Origin of the sequence: Mycobacterium sp. ELW1, from assembly GCF_008329905.1 — a bacterium.
Taxonomy (GTDB): domain Bacteria; phylum Actinomycetota; class Actinomycetes; order Mycobacteriales; family Mycobacteriaceae; genus Mycobacterium.
This window is the reverse complement of the sequence record NZ_CP032155.1, coordinates 3262618-3279667: the sequence shown is the minus strand read 5'-3', so window position 1 is coordinate 3279667 and position 17050 is coordinate 3262618. Positions and strand designations below refer to the sequence as shown.

Annotated in this window: 17 protein-coding genes; 7 read left to right on the top strand and 10 right to left on the bottom strand. The window is 67.8% G+C overall.

What is annotated here, in order from left to right; genetic code table 11:
* Nucleotides 1–58: 58 nt before the first annotated feature.
* Nucleotides 59–2044 carry a DUF7064 domain-containing protein gene (locus tag D3H54_RS15460; protein ID WP_149379781.1) on the top strand — a complete coding sequence of 662 codons (1986 nt, stop codon included), beginning with the start codon at nt 59–61 and terminating at the stop codon, nt 2042–2044.
* Between the two features lie 36 nt (nt 2045–2080).
* Nucleotides 2081–2299: a hypervirulence associated TUDOR domain-containing protein gene (locus D3H54_RS15455; protein WP_149379780.1), complete on the top strand. Its 219-nt coding sequence runs from the start codon at nt 2081–2083 to the stop codon at nt 2297–2299.
* An 11-nt stretch (nt 2300–2310) separates the two neighbouring features.
* Here D3H54_RS15455 and D3H54_RS15450 read toward each other — a convergent pair whose 3' ends face one another.
* Nucleotides 2311–3198: an SCO6745 family protein gene (locus tag D3H54_RS15450; protein ID WP_149379779.1), complete on the bottom strand. Its 888-nt coding sequence runs from the start codon at nt 3196–3198 to the stop codon at nt 2311–2313.
* A gap of 73 nt (nt 3199–3271) precedes the next feature.
* Between D3H54_RS15450 and D3H54_RS15445 the strand changes: the two genes are divergently transcribed.
* A complete protein-coding gene (locus D3H54_RS15445) occupies nt 3272–3805 on the top strand; it encodes a DUF4333 domain-containing protein (protein ID WP_149379778.1) in 534 nt (177 codons plus the stop codon).
* A gap of 9 nt (nt 3806–3814) precedes the next feature.
* On the opposite strand, the gene D3H54_RS15440 is transcribed toward D3H54_RS15445, so the two are convergent.
* Nucleotides 3815–4537, bottom strand: a complete 723-nt coding sequence (locus D3H54_RS15440) for a FadR/GntR family transcriptional regulator (RefSeq protein ID WP_149379777.1) — start codon at nt 4535–4537, stop codon at nt 3815–3817.
* A gap of 124 nt (nt 4538–4661) precedes the next feature.
* Between D3H54_RS15440 and D3H54_RS15435 the strand changes: the two genes are divergently transcribed.
* Nucleotides 4662–5156, top strand: coding sequence for a gluconokinase (locus tag D3H54_RS15435; RefSeq protein ID WP_149379776.1), 495 nt, complete (start codon nt 4662–4664; stop codon nt 5154–5156).
* Between the two features lie 5 nt (nt 5157–5161).
* Nucleotides 5162–6598, top strand: coding sequence for a GntP family permease (locus D3H54_RS15430; protein ID WP_149379775.1), 1437 nt, complete (start codon nt 5162–5164; stop codon nt 6596–6598).
* A 9-nt stretch (nt 6599–6607) separates the two neighbouring features.
* On the opposite strand, the gene D3H54_RS15425 is transcribed toward D3H54_RS15430, so the two are convergent.
* The 4 genes from D3H54_RS15425 to D3H54_RS15410 all read right to left on the bottom strand — a co-directional run bounded on the left by D3H54_RS15425 (nt 6608) and on the right by D3H54_RS15410 (nt 9406).
* Nucleotides 6608–7240, bottom strand: coding sequence for an RDD family protein (locus D3H54_RS15425; protein WP_149379774.1), 633 nt, complete (start codon nt 7238–7240; stop codon nt 6608–6610).
* An 89-nt stretch (nt 7241–7329) separates the two neighbouring features.
* Nucleotides 7330–8247: a DoxX family protein gene (locus D3H54_RS15420; protein ID WP_149379773.1), complete on the bottom strand. Its 918-nt coding sequence runs from the start codon at nt 8245–8247 to the stop codon at nt 7330–7332.
* 43 nt (nt 8248–8290) lie between these two features.
* Nucleotides 8291–8791, bottom strand: a complete 501-nt coding sequence (locus D3H54_RS15415; RefSeq protein WP_149383566.1) for a DUF6328 family protein — start codon at nt 8789–8791, stop codon at nt 8291–8293.
* Between the two features lie 36 nt (nt 8792–8827).
* A complete protein-coding gene (locus D3H54_RS15410; protein ID WP_149379772.1) occupies nt 8828–9406 on the bottom strand; it encodes a TetR/AcrR family transcriptional regulator in 579 nt (192 codons plus the stop codon).
* An 82-nt stretch (nt 9407–9488) separates the two neighbouring features.
* Between D3H54_RS15410 and D3H54_RS15405 the strand changes: the two genes are divergently transcribed.
* On the top strand, nt 9489–10166 hold the full coding sequence (locus D3H54_RS15405; protein ID WP_149379771.1) for a class I SAM-dependent methyltransferase: 678 nt from the start codon (nt 9489–9491) through the stop codon (nt 10164–10166).
* Here the strand turns inward: D3H54_RS15405 and mmpH are convergent.
* Genes mmpH through manT form a run of 3 tightly spaced genes read right to left on the bottom strand, consistent with a single transcriptional unit; the run spans nt 10156 to nt 13212 of the window.
* Nucleotides 10156–11232, bottom strand: coding sequence for an MMP endo-(1,4)-3-O-methyl-alpha-D-mannosidase (gene mmpH, locus D3H54_RS15400; RefSeq protein WP_149379770.1), 1077 nt, complete (start codon nt 11230–11232; stop codon nt 10156–10158). The genes D3H54_RS15405 and mmpH overlap by 11 nt on opposite strands.
* The gene (locus D3H54_RS15395; protein ID WP_149379769.1) at nt 11216–11947 is read right to left on the bottom strand and encodes a class I SAM-dependent methyltransferase; all 732 of its coding nucleotides are present in this window, start codon (nt 11945–11947) and stop codon (nt 11216–11218) included. The genes mmpH and D3H54_RS15395 overlap by 17 nt, the downstream gene beginning before the upstream one ends.
* Nucleotides 11941–13212, bottom strand: a complete 1272-nt coding sequence (gene manT / locus D3H54_RS15390; protein ID WP_149379768.1) for an MMP alpha-(1->4)-mannosyltransferase — start codon at nt 13210–13212, stop codon at nt 11941–11943. The genes D3H54_RS15395 and manT overlap by 7 nt, the downstream gene beginning before the upstream one ends.
* 189 nt (nt 13213–13401) lie before the next feature.
* On the opposite strand from manT, the gene D3H54_RS15385 reads away from it, so the two are divergent.
* Nucleotides 13402–14115: an MBL fold metallo-hydrolase gene (locus D3H54_RS15385; protein ID WP_149379767.1), complete on the top strand. Its 714-nt coding sequence runs from the start codon at nt 13402–13404 to the stop codon at nt 14113–14115.
* A 1-nt stretch (nt 14116) separates the two neighbouring features.
* On the opposite strand, the gene D3H54_RS15380 is transcribed toward D3H54_RS15385, so the two are convergent.
* A complete protein-coding gene (locus D3H54_RS15380; protein WP_149379766.1) occupies nt 14117–17047 on the bottom strand; it encodes an aminotransferase in 2931 nt (976 codons plus the stop codon).
* Nucleotides 17048–17050 lie beyond the last annotated feature (3 nt).

Here is a 17050-nt window from a genome sequence, read left to right as displayed (position 1 = left end):
GTCAAGAAATGGCGGGAAAACCTTCCGGGCCGCCAGGGATGTGTCCTAGGTTGGTCGCGTGCAGACCAACGACATCGTCATCGAGCGACCGAGTGACCTGACCGCTGAATGGCTGACCGCCGCCATCGGTTTTCCGGTCGCAGGCTTCACCATCGACCGCATCGGTACCGGTCAGATGAGCGAGTGCTACCGGGTCGGACTGACGTATGCCGACAGTGTCGAGGGACCAGTCTCGGTAGTTCTCAAGGTCGCCGCGACAGATCCGACGAGCAGACAGACCGGAATGGCGCTGGGGCTCTACGAGCGCGAGGTCAAGTTCTATGCCGACGTCGCCCCACGCCTCGGCGGTCCGGTGGCCGAGTGCTACCACCACTTTTACGACCCCGAGACGGGCATCTTCACGTTGCTTCTCGACGACGCGGCTCCCGCCGAGGTCGGTAACGAAATCCGCGGCGCCACAATCGAAGACGCCGTGCTGGCGCTGAACGAACTGGGCCGCCTGCACGCCCCGGTGATCGGCAACGAGAGCCTCGCCGACGCCGAATGGCTGACCCGGGCGGCGCCGCTGGACCAGGCCCTGATCGGTCAGCTCTGGGCCGGCTTCGCCGACCGCTACGGCGACGCGATCACCGCCGACCAGCGGCATGTGTGTGAACGGCTGGCGGGCAGTTTCGATGCCTACGTGGCCGACGAGTCCCTGCCGGAGCGCATCAAGGGTCTGGTGCACGGCGATTACCGGCTCGACAACATGCTGTTCGGCCGCCCGGGATCCCGGCGCGACCTCACCGTCGTCGACTGGCAGACGGTCACCTGGGGCCCGGCCATGACCGACGTGGCGTACTTCATCGGATGTGCCGTCACCATCGATGATCGGCGTGCCCACTACGACGAGCTGCTTCGCGCGTATCACGAAGGGCTGGGCCCTGATTCGGGTGTCACTCTCGACCAGGTGCGCGAGGGCGTCCGGCGCCAGAGCTTCGCGGGGGTGATGATGGCGGTGGTCTCGTCGATGCTTGTCGAGCGCACCGACCGCGGCGACGAGATGTTCCTGACCATGCTGGACCGGCACACCAGCCATGTCCTCGACACCGGTGCGCTCGACGTTCTGCCACCGGCCGCGCCCGTCGCGGCTCTGACGCCCGACCCCGCCGACGAAGGCGCACATCAGCCCGGTGACGAGCCACTGTGGAACGAGAGCTGGTACTGGGACTTCGCCGACCCGGCTCAGGGCATCGGTGGCTGGCTGCGGCTCGGCCTGGTGCCCAACCAGAACGTCGCATGGATCAACGCGCTGGTGTGCGGTCCCGATATGCCCACCGTTGCGCTGGTGAACTTCGAGGCGCCGATGCCCGCCGACCCCCTCGTGGCCAAGGCCGACGGCGCCGAACTGCGCCACGGCGCCATCACGCCGCTGCAGACCTACCGCGTCGAGGTCCGCGGTACCGCACTGGAATACGACGATCCGTCGGCCTTGCTGCGCGACGAGCCCGGCCGGCCGGTCGAGTTGGCCATGGACCTCACCTGGACGACGGTCGGGACACCGTACGCGTATCGCATCACCACCCGGTATGAAATCCCCTGCAGCGTAACCGGAACCGTCACCATCGACGGGCGGGTGCACCAGTTCGAGGCAGTCCCGGGGCAGCGCGATCACTCCCACGGTGTTCGGGACTGGTGGAGCATGGACTGGGTCTGGAGCGCCCTGCACCTCGACGACGGCACCCACCTGCACGGTGTCGACCTGCGCATCCCCGGTATGGATCCGATCAGCGTCGGCTACCTGCAGCGAGCCGGCGAACCGGTCACCGAGACGACGACTGTGCGTGCCGAAGCGACGTTCTCCGACAACGGGTTACCGCTGACGACGACTATCGATTACCTGCCCGGTCCGGTCGAGACGACGGTCGATATCCGCGGTCACGCGCCCGTCCGGCTGGTGGCACCGGAGGGTCAGGTGAGCTTCTTCCCGCGGGCCTGGGTCACCGTCGAAACCACTGACGGCAGGACCGGATCGGGCTGGGTGGAGTGGAACCGCAACCTGTGACCGGTTAGCGCCGGCCGTGCGCGGGTACGCGCAGGGATGGGCAAGGACGAATTCCACAAGGGTGACAAAGTCACCTGGCAGAGTCACGGCAGCACCGCCGAGGGGACGGTGGAGGAGAAGATCACCTCCGACACCACCGCTGCGAAGCGTACGGTGCGCGCGTCGGCCTCCGATCCCCAGTATCGGGTCCGCAGCGACAAGAGCGGAAACGACGCCGTGCACAAACCCGAAGCGCTGCATCGCAAGTCGAGCTGAGGCGCGGTTTCCTACAGGTGTGCGCTGCCGTCGTCGAGTTCGTCGCGGCGCAGCGCCATCGGTGTCGCCGCGGGCAGGTCACCGCCGGCGATGACCTGCCGGGTGATCGGCGTGAGGGCCTGGAACAAGCGCTCCACGGAGTCGTCGTCAAGGACATCCAGCGCGGGCAGCGACAGGGCATCGGTGCGCAGTTCGATGTGGTCCTTCAACGCCCGGCCTGCTTCGGTGAGAGCTCCTGCGGGCGTCAGCAATCCGCGCTGTGCGAGCGACCCCACGCACGAGTCCCACTCCTCATCGGAGTAGTCGCGGCTGCGTTTGATGAAATCAGCGGGCACCGCGCCGGCGCCGACATGGAAGACGTTGGATTCACGACCGCCGATGCCTTCGCTCACCAGCGCGGCGATGTGCCCGTCCCCGCGGTGCTCACGTAACAGGGTCGCGGCGTGCCACAGCGCTGCCAGTGGGGCGTCCGGCCAGGGCAGCGCCCGATTCGCCGCGAACAGCGGCCGGCCGTCCAGCGGTGCGTGTCGTGCCGCCAGACCGGCCAGTTCGGCGGCTTCGGCCACTCCCGGGGTGTCGTCACTGAGCCCGTAGCCTTGCAGCGTCGCGACCGCGATGTCCTGCCGGACCTGTAGCACCTCCGCGGGGGTGGCAATGTCCCAGATCGCCGGTATCGCCTTGGCCACCCGTTCGGTGGAGAAGTTGTAGAAAGTCGCGGTCACCACCTCCACCGGCACCCGACCCAGCGGTGCCGAGCGGCCGGCGAAGTAGCCGCGCCAGAACCCGACGAATCCCATGGCGTCGAAGGCACTTCGCCCACCTGGCGCGAAGTATGTGATGCCGTGTACGGGCTCGTAACGGTCGAAGAAGCGGCGCGCGAGTGCTGGTGTTCTGGTCACAGATGTAGTGAACCACTTGATATCTTGCTTGCATCGTGCGGCCGTCCGCGCCGCCGGCCGGCTGGAGGTCACGATGCGTGCCACGACGGCGCTCGGCGCCGGGCTCACCGCCGTGGGTGTCGCCGCAGCCGCGCTGAGCGGATGCTCCTTCGACGTCAGCACCGGTGGGCTTGCCGTGTCGAAAACGGATCTCGAGAAAGACATCACCCAGCGGCTGCAGAAGGCGGGCGAGAAGCCGCAAACCGTGACCTGTGCCGAGAATCTGCGGGGCGAGGTCGGTAAGACCACCCGCTGCGAGGTGCTGCTGAACGGCTCCGACAGCTTCGACCTCGTGGTCACCGCGACGGAGATCGACGGTGAGAACATCAGCTACAGCATGGTCCCTGCCGCATCGAAGGAACAGCTCGACAAGCTGGTGGCCAAGACGGTGTCGCAGTCGTCCGGGGCCACGGTCGACTCAGCCGACTGCGACGGCGGTCTGGACGGCAAAACCGGTGCGGAGGCGCACTGCGACGTGACGGCCGCAGGCGAAACAACGCGGCAGACGGTGACCGTGACCAAGGTGGAGGGCCTGATGATGTACTTCCATGTGCAGCCGGCGGCCTAGGCCCGCAACCTAATTCCCGGACGGCGCCGAGAGATCACCAGCCAGTGCTGTCGCGGCTTCGTCGATGATGGCCCGCATGGCGCGCTCGGCGGCCGCCTCGTCGCGCATCCGTATCGCGCGCGCGACCTCGTCGTGCAGTTCGATCGCGGCGGGGTTGGGCCGATCGGGCATCATGCCGTGATGTGTTCGTCCGCCGAGCACCTCGGCGACCACATCGTTGAGCGCCCGGAACATCTCGTTGCCGCTCGCCTCCAACAATGTGCGATGAAAAATCTTGTCCGCCAGCAGATATGACTCCAAGTCGCCGGAGCGGCCGTGTACCACCATGTCGGACACGGCGGCGGCCATGATCCGGCACTGATGGGGATCGGCGCGCCGCGCCGCCAATGCGGCAGCCGCAGGCTCGAAACCACGCCGCAACTCCGACAGCGACATCAGCTGTGCGGCACGGTCACCGACATCCAACCGCCAGCGAATGACCCTGGGGTCGAACACGTTCCACTTGCTCGACGGCTGGATGGTGATGCCGACCCGGCGGCGTGGCGCGACCATCCGCATGGACTCCAGGACCCGGATGGCCTCGCGCGCCACCGAGCGGGAGACCCCGTGGTCGGCGCTGACGCCGTCGAGGGTGAGCACATGCCCGGGCTGGTACTGGCCGGAGACGATCGCTTCGCCGAGCGCGGTCAGCACGCTGCTGTGCAGCTCGCTGACGATTGGCTCGGAACCCACTCATACATGTTGTCATACATGGAGCACAGCCAGGTAAAAACAGATTCATCACGATTTGGTATTGCAAAGGTATGACTATTGATGAATGCTGTGTGACATGCCGAACAGCAGGGTAGACGCAGGCATGACCTCACCCATCGTCGTCATGGGAGTGTCCGGTTCGGGGAAATCCACCGTTGGCGCGGCCTTGGCGCAGCGGCTACGGGTGCCTTTCGCCGACGCAGACGACTTCCACCCACCGGCCAACATCGCCAAGATGACCGCAGGCCACGCTCTCGACGACGAGGACCGCTACCCGTGGCTCGAGGCGATCGGGGTGTGGCTGGCCGAGCACCCCCGCGGCGGTGTGATGAGCTGCTCGGCGCTCAAGCGCGCGTACCGCGATCAGCTCCGACGACACTGCGCCGACCTGAAGTTCCTGCACTTGAGCGGAACCACGGAGGTCATCGCCCGCCGACAGGCAAGCAGGCCAGGCCATTTCATGCCGGCGAGCCTGCTGGCATCGCAATTCGACACGCTCGAACCCCTCGATGCCGATGAAGACGGCATCAGCATCGACGTCGATCAGAGCATCGACTCGATCGTCGACAACTACGTATCCCGCGCTGAAGGAAAGTGACGCCGATGAACACCCACGCCATCCTCCTGGCCGAAGCGCCCAAACTGGCGACACCGGTCGCGCCCGGCTGGCAGCTCATACTGGCCTTCCTCGCCGGTATCGCGGTGATCGTCGTGCTCATCACCGTGCTGCACCTGCACCCGTTCCTGTCCTTGATATTCGGTGCGTTGACCGTCGGCATCGTCGCCGGGGAGAACCTGGAGAAGGTGCTGAAGTCCTTCAGCGACGGCTTCGGTTCCACCGCCGCGGGTGTCGGCATCCTGATCGCGCTGGGTGCGATGTTCGCCAAACTTCTGGCCGACTCCGGTGGCGCGGACGAAATCGTCGACACCATCGTCGGGCGTGCCTCGCCGCGCGCGCTGCCGTGGGCGATGGCGTTGGTGGGCGCGATCATCGGCCTGCCGATGTTCTTCGAGATCGGCCTGGTCCTGCTGATGCCGGTCATCTACCTGGTATCGCGACGCTCTCAGCTGTCTCTGATCACCGTGGGAATCCCGGCACTGGCCGGCCTTTCGGCCATGCACGGCTTCGTGCCGCCGCACCCGGGACCGCTGACCGCGATCAGCCTGTTGCACGCGGACCTCGGTCTGACGCTGGCGCTCGGTGTGGCAGTGGCGATCCCGACGATCATCGTGGCCGGCCCGTTGTTCGGCAAGTTGGCCGGGCGCTGGGTTGTGGTGGAGGCGCCCGACACGTTCGGTTCGGGTGCTGCCGCGTTGCGCGCCGCCGGCCCGGAGGCCGAGGTCATTCCCGACGAGAACCGCGGCAGTCGCCGACCGTCCTTCGCGGTGACGCTGTTCAGCGTGCTGCTGCCCGTCGTACTGATGCTCGGCAAGGCGCTGGTCGACATCTTCATCGACGACGAGAACCAATGGTTCCGAATCACTTTCGACGTGCTGGGTACCCCGCTGGTCGCGCTGCTGATCGCGGTGATCGTCGGCATCTTCACCCTGGGTGGCGGCGCCGGGATGAGCCGGTCCGAGGTGATGAAGTGCGTCGAATCGGGTCTGCCCCCGGTGGCCGGCATCATCCTGATCGTCGCCGCGGGTGGGGGTTTCAAACAGGTCCTCGTCGACAGCGGCATCGGCACGCTCCTGGCCGACTGGGCCAAGACCGCCAATGTCTCGGTGATCCTGCTGGCCTGGGTGCTGGCTGTGCTGATCCGGCTGGCCACCGGCTCCGCGACGGTCGCCACCATCACCGCCTCGGCGCTGGTGCTGCAGCTGGTGGAAGGGCTCGGCAGCGGTCAGGTGTCGCTGGTCGTGCTGGCCGTCGGGGCCGGCTCGCTGTTCTTCTCGCACGTGAACGACGCCGGATTCTGGTTGGTCAACCAGTACTTCCGGATCACCGTGGGTCAGACGATCAAGACCTGGTCACTGATGGAGACGGTGCTGTCAGTGACCGGCCTGATCGTCGTCCTGCTGCTCGGTCTGGTGATCTGACCGCCGCGGTCAGCCCTTGACCACCTGGGTTCCGCCGGCGAGTTCGTCGTGCTTGCCCTGCTTGGTCGGGCTGCCGTTGATCGTCACCGCGATCACGATGTAGGCGATGACGGCGAGCAGGCCGCCGATGTAGGGGATCACCGACAGCAACGTGAACGAGTTGCGGATCGCCGACTGCTGGGCATTCGGCTTGGGTGCGCCCCCGGGACCGTGCACGCTCAAGCCCAGGATCTTCTTGGCCGGAGTCCAGCCCTGAGTGACCTCGAAGACCACGAAGTACGCAAACGTCAACACGCCCGAAAACAGCCCTGTCACAAGGATGTTGCTGGTCGCATCGAACAGCAACGCGAGCACGAACGACACGATCCCGACGATGATGCCGTCGATCAGACGCGCAGCGAACCGAATGCCCAGCCCGCCCGGCTGGCCACCGGCAGGCACCGGCGGCGGAAAACCGCCGCCGTAACTCGGCTGGCCGTAAGGACTCTGCGGCGGCGGGGCGTACCCACCCGGATAGCCGGGCGGCGGCGGGGGATATCCCGACGGAGGCGGGGGATAACTCCCCGGCTGACCCGTCGGTGGAGGCGGGGGATAGCCCCCGGGCGGACCGTACGCGTTCGGGTCGTTGTCACCGGTGGTCATTGCTCGCTCCTCCCGCTGAAATCAGTCCGGCCCAATCTACCCTCCGGGCCGGATACAGCAGGGGCTACGCGCGCCGTGATCCGAATGGCTCAGCGCTTGGCCAGCTTCTTGGCTTCCTTCTTGGCTTTCTTGTTGGCCTTGCGTGCTCGCGCGCGCGTGGTGTCGACGAGTTCGCCACCCTGATCCCTGGCGACGTCGACGAAATCGGCGCCGCGCTTGCGGGCGACATCAGCAAGCTCCGCGCCGCGCTCGCTGGCCACGTCGGCGAAATCGGCGCCGCGCTTGCGGGCGACGTCGGCCAACTCGGCTCCTCGCTCGCTGGCGATGTCGGCCAGCTCAGCTCCTCGCTCGCGGGCGATTTCGGCGAATTCGACGCCACGCTTGCGTGCCGTCTCCAACAGCGGAGCAGCGCGCTCGCCGGCATTCAGGGCCAGCTCACGACCACGCTCGGCGCCGACCTGCAGGCCGTGGCCGACCTTGGGGCCGACCCGGTCCAGCAGGTCGCTGTCCAGCAGGCCGTGGCTCGAGCCGGGCAGGCTGCCCGAGACGGCCTCGCTGACCTTGCGGGCCGCGCGGCGTCCACGCCAGCCCAGCGACGGCTTCCCGGCGGTGTCGGCCGACGCGATGATCAAACCGCCGAGCAAGCTCATATCGGTCAGGAACGCGCGGCGCTTCTCGGCCTTGAGCTGTTGGTCGGGCTCATCCCAGAACATGTGCGCGCCGAGGTTGGCCGGAATCACGGTGGCCGCCAAGGCCGCTGAGGCCACTCGGGGCAGGCGACCCGAGGCGAGCAGCAGCCCGCCGCCGATCTGAACGGCCGCGGTGATCCTCGCGAGCGTCTCCGGATCGTTCGGCACGTTGGCGCTGACCGACTCGGGCAGCTTCTGCAAACCTTCGAGCGCCGGGCGGGCCGCTTCGGCGGCCGGTTTCGGGCTTTTCAGCGCTTCGAATCCTTGACCGATGAACACCGCTGCCAACATTGGCCGGGCAACTCTGCGAATCAACATGGCGCGGGTGTTCCCAACCGGCCCGCCGGTCAAACCCGGGGGCTCACCCGTCGAGGCGGCGCATCCACAGCGGGAACGCCACCCAGGCCACCAACATCACCACAGCGGTCACGATGCCGGCGAGCACTCCGGCACCCTCACCCAGCACCGTGCCGAACACGACGATCGCCACCCCGGTCAGCGCGGTGCCCAGCAGCAGGAGCCCGCAGAACGCGAAACGATGCGCGGTCGCCACCAGAGGACGCAGCTTATGGCGGCGGAACAACATCCGGTGCATGCCGACCGGCGCCACCAGCAGGACCGTCGCGGCCAGCGAGCAGATCACGGTCGCCAGGTACACGACACGCAAGTCGGTGCTCACCGTGGTGAACCGGTTCTGGAAGGGCAGCGTCAGCAAGAAACCGGTGAGCAACTGGACGCCGGTTTGGGTGACGCGGAGCTCCTGAAGCAGGTTGGACCAGTTGCGGTCCAGCCGCTCGGCCTCCGTCTCGGATCGGGCCGCGGCGTTCCATGGCTGGTCGGACTCAGGATGGTCGACATCCATGGGGTGGTCGTGCCCGGGCACTCGCCGGTTGAAACCTCAGGTCAGCAGCAAGCGGGCGGACGCCTCGAGCCGGCTGGCGATCTCGGTGTAGGACGCGTACCCCATGCCGGCTCGCACCAGCGCGCCTGCGTAGAGCTGCTCGAGCGACTCGATGACATCGGCATCCGAATCACCCTGTGGCCCAAGGGCGGTGCACAACCGCTGGTGTATTTCGCGGCCGATCCGGAAGCGCAGATGCTCGACGTCGGGATCCTTGCCGAGCAGCGCGGTGGTGACCGCGCCGGCCAATTCCGGCTCGTCGGCCACCAGCAGCGCGATATGCCGAAGCACACCGACCACGCGGTCGACGGGGTCCGGCGAGTCGTCCGGCGGTGCCGGTGTCGAGGCCAGTCGGCGCCAGAACACCTCGGCGACCAGGTGCTCTTTCGACGAGAAGTACGTGTAGGCGGTGGCCGCGCCGACCCCGGCTTCAGCAGCGACCATCCGAATTGTCAGCCCGGAGAAACCTTCTCGGCTCAGCACCTCGACCGCGGCCCGGCCCAAGCGGTCCACCGTAGCGGCCTGCTTGGCGGTCAACCGGCGTCGCGTTGATTCCCGAGCTACCGGATCAGACACATGTCCGGACGCTACTACAACTGACCTGCACCGACAAGGTGCGCGCTGGCCATGGACCATGCGTAAGGGCTAGGTTCGGATCATGAGCCGCACCGATACTGCCTCTGCAGCGCAAACTTCCCGACTTTTCGAATTGGCGGAGAAAGTCGTGGGCTTCATGCCGGCCGACGAAGGGCGCGCGCTGTACGACGCGGCGCTGCGTTACCTGGACGCCGGGGTGGCAGTCGAGATCGGCACCTACTGCGGAAAGTCCACCGTCATGCTGGGCGCCGCCGCCGCGGCGACCGGCAGCGTGCTCTACACCGTCGACCACCATCACGGCTCCGAAGAGCACCAGGCCGGCTGGGAATTCCACGACACGACGATGGTCGACCCGGTCAGCGGACGGTTCGACACCTTGCCCACGTTCCGGCGGACGCTGGACGCTGCCGACCTCGACGACACGATCGTCGCGGTGGTCGGTAAGTCGCCGGTCGTCGCGCGCGGCTGGCGCACACCCCTGGATCTGCTGTTCATCGACGGTGGGCACAGTGAGACCGCCGCCCAGCAGGATTTCGACGGCTGGGCCAAGTGGGTCGCCCCCGGCGGCACGCTGATCATTCACGACGTCTTCCCGGATCCGCGCGACGGCGGCCGGCCGCCCTACAACATCTATTGCCGGGCAATCGAATCCGGCCAGTTCACCGAAGTCGGCTGCACCGGCTCGCTGCGGGTCCTGGAGCGCACCTCGGGAGCGGCCGGAGACGTGGTCAGCGCCTGACGCATTCACAGTCGTACTCGCCCTCGAGACCGCGCGGCAGGTCAGCGGCCCGGAAGATGGCGCTGCCGCCGGTGGTCGACGACAGCGCGTCGGCGGCCAGGATGACTGCCGCCGCGGTCCAGGTGGTCCGTTCGACCGGCCAGCGTTTCCCGTCGGCGAAGACCAGGCCGGTCCAGTAGGAGCCGTCCTTCTCGCGCAGGTGCTGCATGGACTTGAACTGGGTGAGTGCCCGCGACCGGTCGCCCATGGCGTCCAGCGCCATGACCAGCTCGCAGGTCTCGGCCCCGGTCACCCATGGCCGGTCGTCGACGCAGCGGATGCCGAGTCCGTCGACCACGAAATCGTCCCAGCGCTGGGCGATTCGGGCGCTGGCCTGCTCGCCGCGCAGTGCACCGCCGAGAATGGGGTAGTACCAGTCCATCGAGTGGTGCGGTTTCTCGGTGAAGGCGTCCGGGTGTTCGGCGATGGCGTGGCCCAGCCGGCCCAGCGCGACCTCCCATTCGGGCTGCGGATCGTCGAGCCGATCGGCGAGTGCCAGCGCGCACCGGATGCTGTGGTACACGCTCGCGCAGCCGGTCAGCAGCGCCTCCTCGAGAACGCCGGACGGCCCTTGCGCCCAATAGATTTCACCGGTACCGGCCTGCAAACCGAGGACGAAGTCGATTCCCGCCCGGACCGTCGGCCACATGTACTCGGCGAACCGGACGTCACCGGTCACCAGATAGTGGTGCCAGACGCCGGCGGCGATGTAGGCGCAGAAGTTGCTGTCGCTGTTGGCGTCCTCGATCACGCCGCGCCGGTACTGGATGGGCCAGGACCCGTCATCGCGCTGCTCGCGGCGGCACCATTCGTAGGCGGCGCGGGCCGGCTCGAGAAGGCCGGCCGCGGTCAGGGCCATCGCGCACTCGACGTGATCCCACACGTCGGTGTGCCCGATCTCCGACCACGGGATCTCGCCCGACGATTCCTGAACGGCGGCAATCGATTCCGCTGTCTGACGACATTGCTGCGGCGTGAGGATGTCGGCTACGCCGGGCACACCCTCGAGATCACTGGAGCGTGGCATTCGTGATCGGCTTCTCGAAGTAGAGGGCCACGCTCTTGCCGACCAGCGGATTGAGCGCGGATTCGGCCAGTCTGGTCAGCGCCGGCCGCGACATCATGTCCCACACCAGCAGCTGGTGGTACGCCTTGACGGCTGGGTGGTTCGGCTTCTCCACGCCGACCGCGCATTTGAGCCACCAGAACGGGGAGTGCAGGGCGTGCGCGTGATGGGAGTAGGTGAACTCCAGGCCACCGCGAACCAGCTTGTCGCGCAGTTCGTCGGCCTTGTAGATCCGGATGTGCCCGCCCTCGTTGGCGTGGTACTCGTCGGACAGCAGCCAGCAGATCTGCTCGGGAAGCCAGCGCGGCACGGTCACCGCGAGCTTGCCACCGGGCTTGAGCACCCGAATCAACTCGGCGATGGCGCCGTCGTCGTTGGGGATGTGCTCGAGGATCTCCGAGGCGACCACACAGTCGAACGACGCGTCGGGATACGGCAGCGCCAGTGCGTCACCCACCACGACCTGAGCCTTGGCCGATGCGGGTGCCTCACCGGCCTCGCCCATCGCCTGCAGCAGAGTGTCGACGTTAGCCAGTTCTTCGGCGTCCTGGTCGAAGGCGATCACGTTGGCACCGCGGCGGTAGGCCTCGAAACTGTGCCTCCCGGCGCCACAGCCCACGTCGATGACCGTGGTACCCGGCCCGACGTCGAGGCGGTCGTAGTCGACGGTCAGCATGATTCGTCCACCGCCTCGACAGAGTTCGTCACGCGCCCGGTCCGGGCGATCGCCTGCTCGTAGACCCGCACGGTCTGTGCGGCCACCGATTCCCAGCTGAAGACGTCGAGCGCGCGGCGCCGGCCCGCCGTGCCCAGCCACTGACGGCGGGCGGGGGATTCGAGCAGGCGGCCGAGTGCGGCGGTCAGTTCCGTGACGTCGCCCGGCGTCACCAGGTCGGCGCATTCACCGTCGGGGCCCAGGACCTCGGGTAGCGCGCCGGCACGGCTGGCCACAATGGGTGTCCCACTGGCCATGGCCTCCACCGCGGGCAGTGAGAAGCCTTCGTAAAGCGAGGGGATGCAGGCGATTTCAGCCGAGGCGAACAGGCTCGCAAGCTCTTCGTCGGACAAGCCGCTGGAAGTGTGCACGACGTCGCTGATACCCAATTCGGCGATCAGCTTCTCGGTCGGCCCGTTGGGCTCCAGCTTGGCCACCAGCTGCAATTCGAGGTCGTGTTCGGTGCGCAGCTTGGCCACCGCGTTGAGCAGGTGCCCGATGCCCTTCAGCGGACGATCCGCGCTGGAGATCGCGATGATGCGGCCCGGCACCCGCGGGAGGTCCGAGGGTTTGAAGAGCTCGGTATCCACCCCGAGCGGCACGACACGCAGTTGCGCCGGGCTGACGCCGAAATCGTCGGCGATATCGGTGGCCGACGACGACGACACGGTGAGCAGGTCGGGAATGCGGCGGGCGACCTTCTTCTGCATCTGCGCGAAGCCATACCACCTGTGCACCAACGGCTTTCGCCACCACTTCGCCGCGGCGAGGTCGAGAATGCGGTCCCGGGTGATCGGATGGTGCACGGTGGCCACGACGGGCAGGCCCATGTCGGCGATGCGCAGCAGGCCGGTGCCCAGGCATTGGTTGTCGTGCACCACGTCGAACTCGTCGAGGCGGGCGGCCAGCAGCCGGGCGGCGCGCAGGCTGAAGGTGCGCGGCTCGGGGAAGCCGGAGGTCCACATGGTGGCCAGTTCCAGCGCGTCGTAGCGGTCGCGGATCTCGCTGGGGTGCGGCACCCGGAACGGGTCGGGTTCCCGGTAGAGGTCCAGGCTGGGGACCTTGGTCAGCCGAACCCGGGGATCGAGGATCTCGGGGTAGGGCTGACCGGAGAACACCTCGACGTCATGGCCGAGTTCGACCAGTCCGCGGCTCAAGTGCCGGACGTAGACGCCCTGCCCGCCACAGTGGGTTTTGCTGCGGTAGGACAGCAACGCAATCCGCATGTTCACGCTCCTGCAACGTCCGTGACTGATACGGCTGAACTACCCGCCGAGCTCGCATATGTCATCGTGTATGTAACCGGACACGGTCAGCGAACTGTCTGGACATGTGTCTGGACTATAATTCGCTTAGCTACACAGTGCAACGTAAGTGCCCACCACCACCGTAGGCCAGGGTCTATCTTTCCTGTGATGCACCTCCTCTGGGAAACGCTGGCCGATGGTGTATACCGCTGTCGGCTGTCGTTCCTCGACGTCACGGTCGGGCTGGTTCGAGGCGAGCGCCGAAATTTGCTGATCGATTGCGGTACAACGCTTTCCGAAGCCGCTCAGATCGCCGACGACGTCGTCGCGATCACCGGCGCCGCGGTGACCGACGTGGTGATGACCCACCACCATTTCGACCACATCCTGGGCTCGGCAGGTTTCGGTACGGCCGTCCTGTATTCGCCGTCGGCCGTCACCCGCGCGCTGACCTCCGGAATCGGCCAGGTTCGGGCCCACGCCCTGCGGTACGGGGCCGACCCGGACCGGCTGGACCAGGCGATCGCCGGCGTCCGTGCACCCGACCACACCGTCACCGCCGCCGATCTCGACCTCGGTGGCCGCAGCGTGCATCTCGAACTGCCGGGACCAGGCCATACCGACCATGACCTGGTGGTAGTCGTGCCGCCGGTGGCAGCGGACCAGCGCACGGTCGTCTTCTGTGGCGACCTGGTCGAAGAGTCCGCCGACCCGGCGATCGACGCAGGCTCGGATCTGCCGGCCTGGCCGCACGCCCTGGACCGGCTACTCGAACTCGGTGGCGACGACGCGCTGTACGTGCCCGGTCACGGAGCGGTGGTCGACGCGCCGTTCGTGCGCGCTCAGCGCGACTGGCTGGCGGCCCGAACCTTGTCGGGCTGACTCACCACCCGGTGGTCAGTACCCGTTCGAGCATGTCGACGAAGAAGTCCGCCGACTCCCGGGTGATGCACATCGGCGGTTTGACCTTCAGCACGTTCTGCCGGTCACCGGTCGGCTGCACGATCACGCCGAGTTCGAGCAGCCGCTCGCAGATCGCCGCGGTCTCGGAGACGGCGGGTTCCAGCGTGGTGCGGTCGCGGACCAGCTCGACGCCCATGTAGAGCCCGCTGCCGTGCACGGTGCCGATCAGCTCGTGACGGGTCGCCAGCTCCTCGATGCGGGCCCTGAGGTGGTCGCCGACGATCAGGGCGTTGTGCTGCAGGCCCTCTTTCTCCAGCAGATCGAGCACCGTCAGGCCGACCACGCAGGACACCGGGCTGCCGCCTGCGGAGGAGAAGAAGTAGCCCTGGGTGCGGTACCGCTCGGCGATCTCGCGGGTGGTGATGACCGCGCCGAGCGGCTGACCATTGCCCATCGCCTTGGCCACCGTGACGATGTCGGGCACCACATCCTGCTGCTGGAAGCTCCAGAACCAGCGGCCGGTGCGGCCGTAGCCGACCTGCACCTCGTCGGCGATCGCCAGTCCACCCGCTGCGCGCACCGCGGCGTAGACAGCCGTGAGGTAGCCGTCGGGCAGCGCCATCCCGCCGGCGTTTCCGTAGAACGGTTCGCAGATGAACGCTGCCGGCGGATTGCCCTGCGCGGCAAGCTGTTCGATGATCTGCACCGCCTCGGGTGCATAGCGCGCGGCGTCCGGCCCGCGGTACTCGCCACGGTAGGCGTTGGGTGAGGGGACGGTGTGGACCCAGCTCGGCCTGGTGGCCAGAGCGTTCGGGTTGTCGGCCACCGACGTCGACACCGCGTCGGTGGCATACGTCCAGCCGTGGTAGGCCTCGGCCATCGAGACCACGTCATGGCGCCCGGTCGTGGCCATCGCCAGTCGCAGCGCCAGGTCGCCGGCCTCCGAGCCGGAGTTCACCAGGAATACGGTGTCCAATGGATCGGGCAGGGTGGCGGCCAGTCGCTCCGAGAGCGCTACCACCGCCGCGTAGTTGAATCGCGAATTGGTGTTGAGCCGACGCCACTGGCGCGCGACGGCGTCGGCGAGCACCGGATGGCCGTGGCCGAGGAGCGCGACGTTGTTGACCATGTCGAGGTAGCTGCGCGCCTCGGTGGACACCATGTGCTCGCGCCAGCCGCGTTCGATGCGGGGCGGATTCAGGTAGTAGTGCTCCTGCACCGTCGCGAACGAGTCCGCCCGGCGGCGCCACAGCGCCTCGCTGTCGTCGGCCGCCGCCGCCACGGCGGGCAGGCCGAGCAGCGCGCTCGGGTTCTCCACCAGGCTGAGCCAGCCGGTGCCGTATTCGGCGCGAACGAAGTCGGGCACCGAGACGTCGGGCCGGTTGCGCCACTGGATCCAGGCCCGACCCTCGACGCTGCCGAGCGGAGTGCCCGCGGTGACGCTGTCGCCGGACCGGATCTGATCACCGATGTGCAGGCGGCCGCGGACGTGCACCGTTCCCGCGGTGCCGGTCAGGGCGATGCTGTCGTCGGCGGCCGCGTCGATCACGCAGTCCCAGGGCGCGGTGATCGGCGACAGCACGGCCAGCCACAGGTCCAGGCCGGTGCCGACGGTGGCCGACGACTCCGGACTCAGCGGCGCCGAGCGGGTCATGCGCGGCTGGCCGAACGTCGTCACGACCGCACCGGCGCCACCGGCCAGCGCCTCGGCAGCCAGATCGTCTTCGCAGTCGGCGGCCAGCCACCGGCCGGAGTCCATCGCGTCGGCCTCCGACGACAGGTCCAGCCGCACGACGGTCTCCGGCGAGAGCCCGCCGATCAACGGGATGTCCACGGGCAGCGGCTCGCTCGCCTGCGCCGCGCCGAGTGCCGCTCGGATGGTCGCGGTCATGACGTCACCGGGAACGTCGATGGCGCGTTCGAAGATCCGCCATTCGTAGTCCAGGGCGCCCGTGGCGTAGGCGTTGTCGGCGTCGATCGAGGCCTGGTGGATACCGCTGACCACCAGCACGGCCGCCCGCAGCACGACCAGAGGCCAGAGGGCCTCGATCTCGGCGGGGCTCAGCGGACGCACGGCGTGGAAGGCCGCGACGGCGGGCAGGGTTGCGACGGGTTCGCCACCCTCATGGCGCAGCAGCGAGGAGATGGCGATGGCCAGTTCGCCGACGGTCCAGGACCGGGTCAGATCGCCCAGGTCGATCACCCCGTCGGGCAGCCGGCCGCTCTCCGCCGGGCTGCACACGACGTTGTCGTCGGTGAGGTCGCCGTGGATCACCTGGACCGGCAGATCGTCGGCGAGGTCGGCGACCACCTGCCACGCGGCGGCCGCCGCCGTTTCGAGGGCCTCCCGGCGTCCGGGGTCGGAGACATGCTCGGCAAGCACCTCAACGGTGCGCAGGGCGTGGCGCAGGTCCCACTGCAACACCCGGTCGACGCCCGCATGGTCGAAGTCGGCCAGCGCGCGGACGGTGCGGCCGGCCAGGGCGCCCAGCGCCGCCGCCCGGGCCGGCGTGATGTATCGGTCACCGCTCAAGGTGCCGCCGGCCAGATGCGCGATGATCCGGGCGTACACGACCGCGCCGTTGCCGTCGCGCACCTCGGCGATCGGGTCGACGCCGGCAAACGCGACGTTGGTCGCGGCGCGCACGTCACATCCGGCCTGACTCAGGTATTCGGCTGCCGCGTCCTGGGCCTCGATCTCGACGCGGGAGAACGCGGGGTTGGCGATCTTGAGCACCCCGATCGGCTCACCGTCGGTACGGCTCAGCAGGTAGTTGGCGTCCTGCTGGCTGCCCAGCGCGGTCACCTCGCAGTCGATCCCGAATTGCGTCGTGGCGATGTCATGGGCCTGCGCCGGGGTGATCGCCGGCACCGGCAGCTCCTCGGCCTGGAAGAAGTCGAACGGTGTCATATC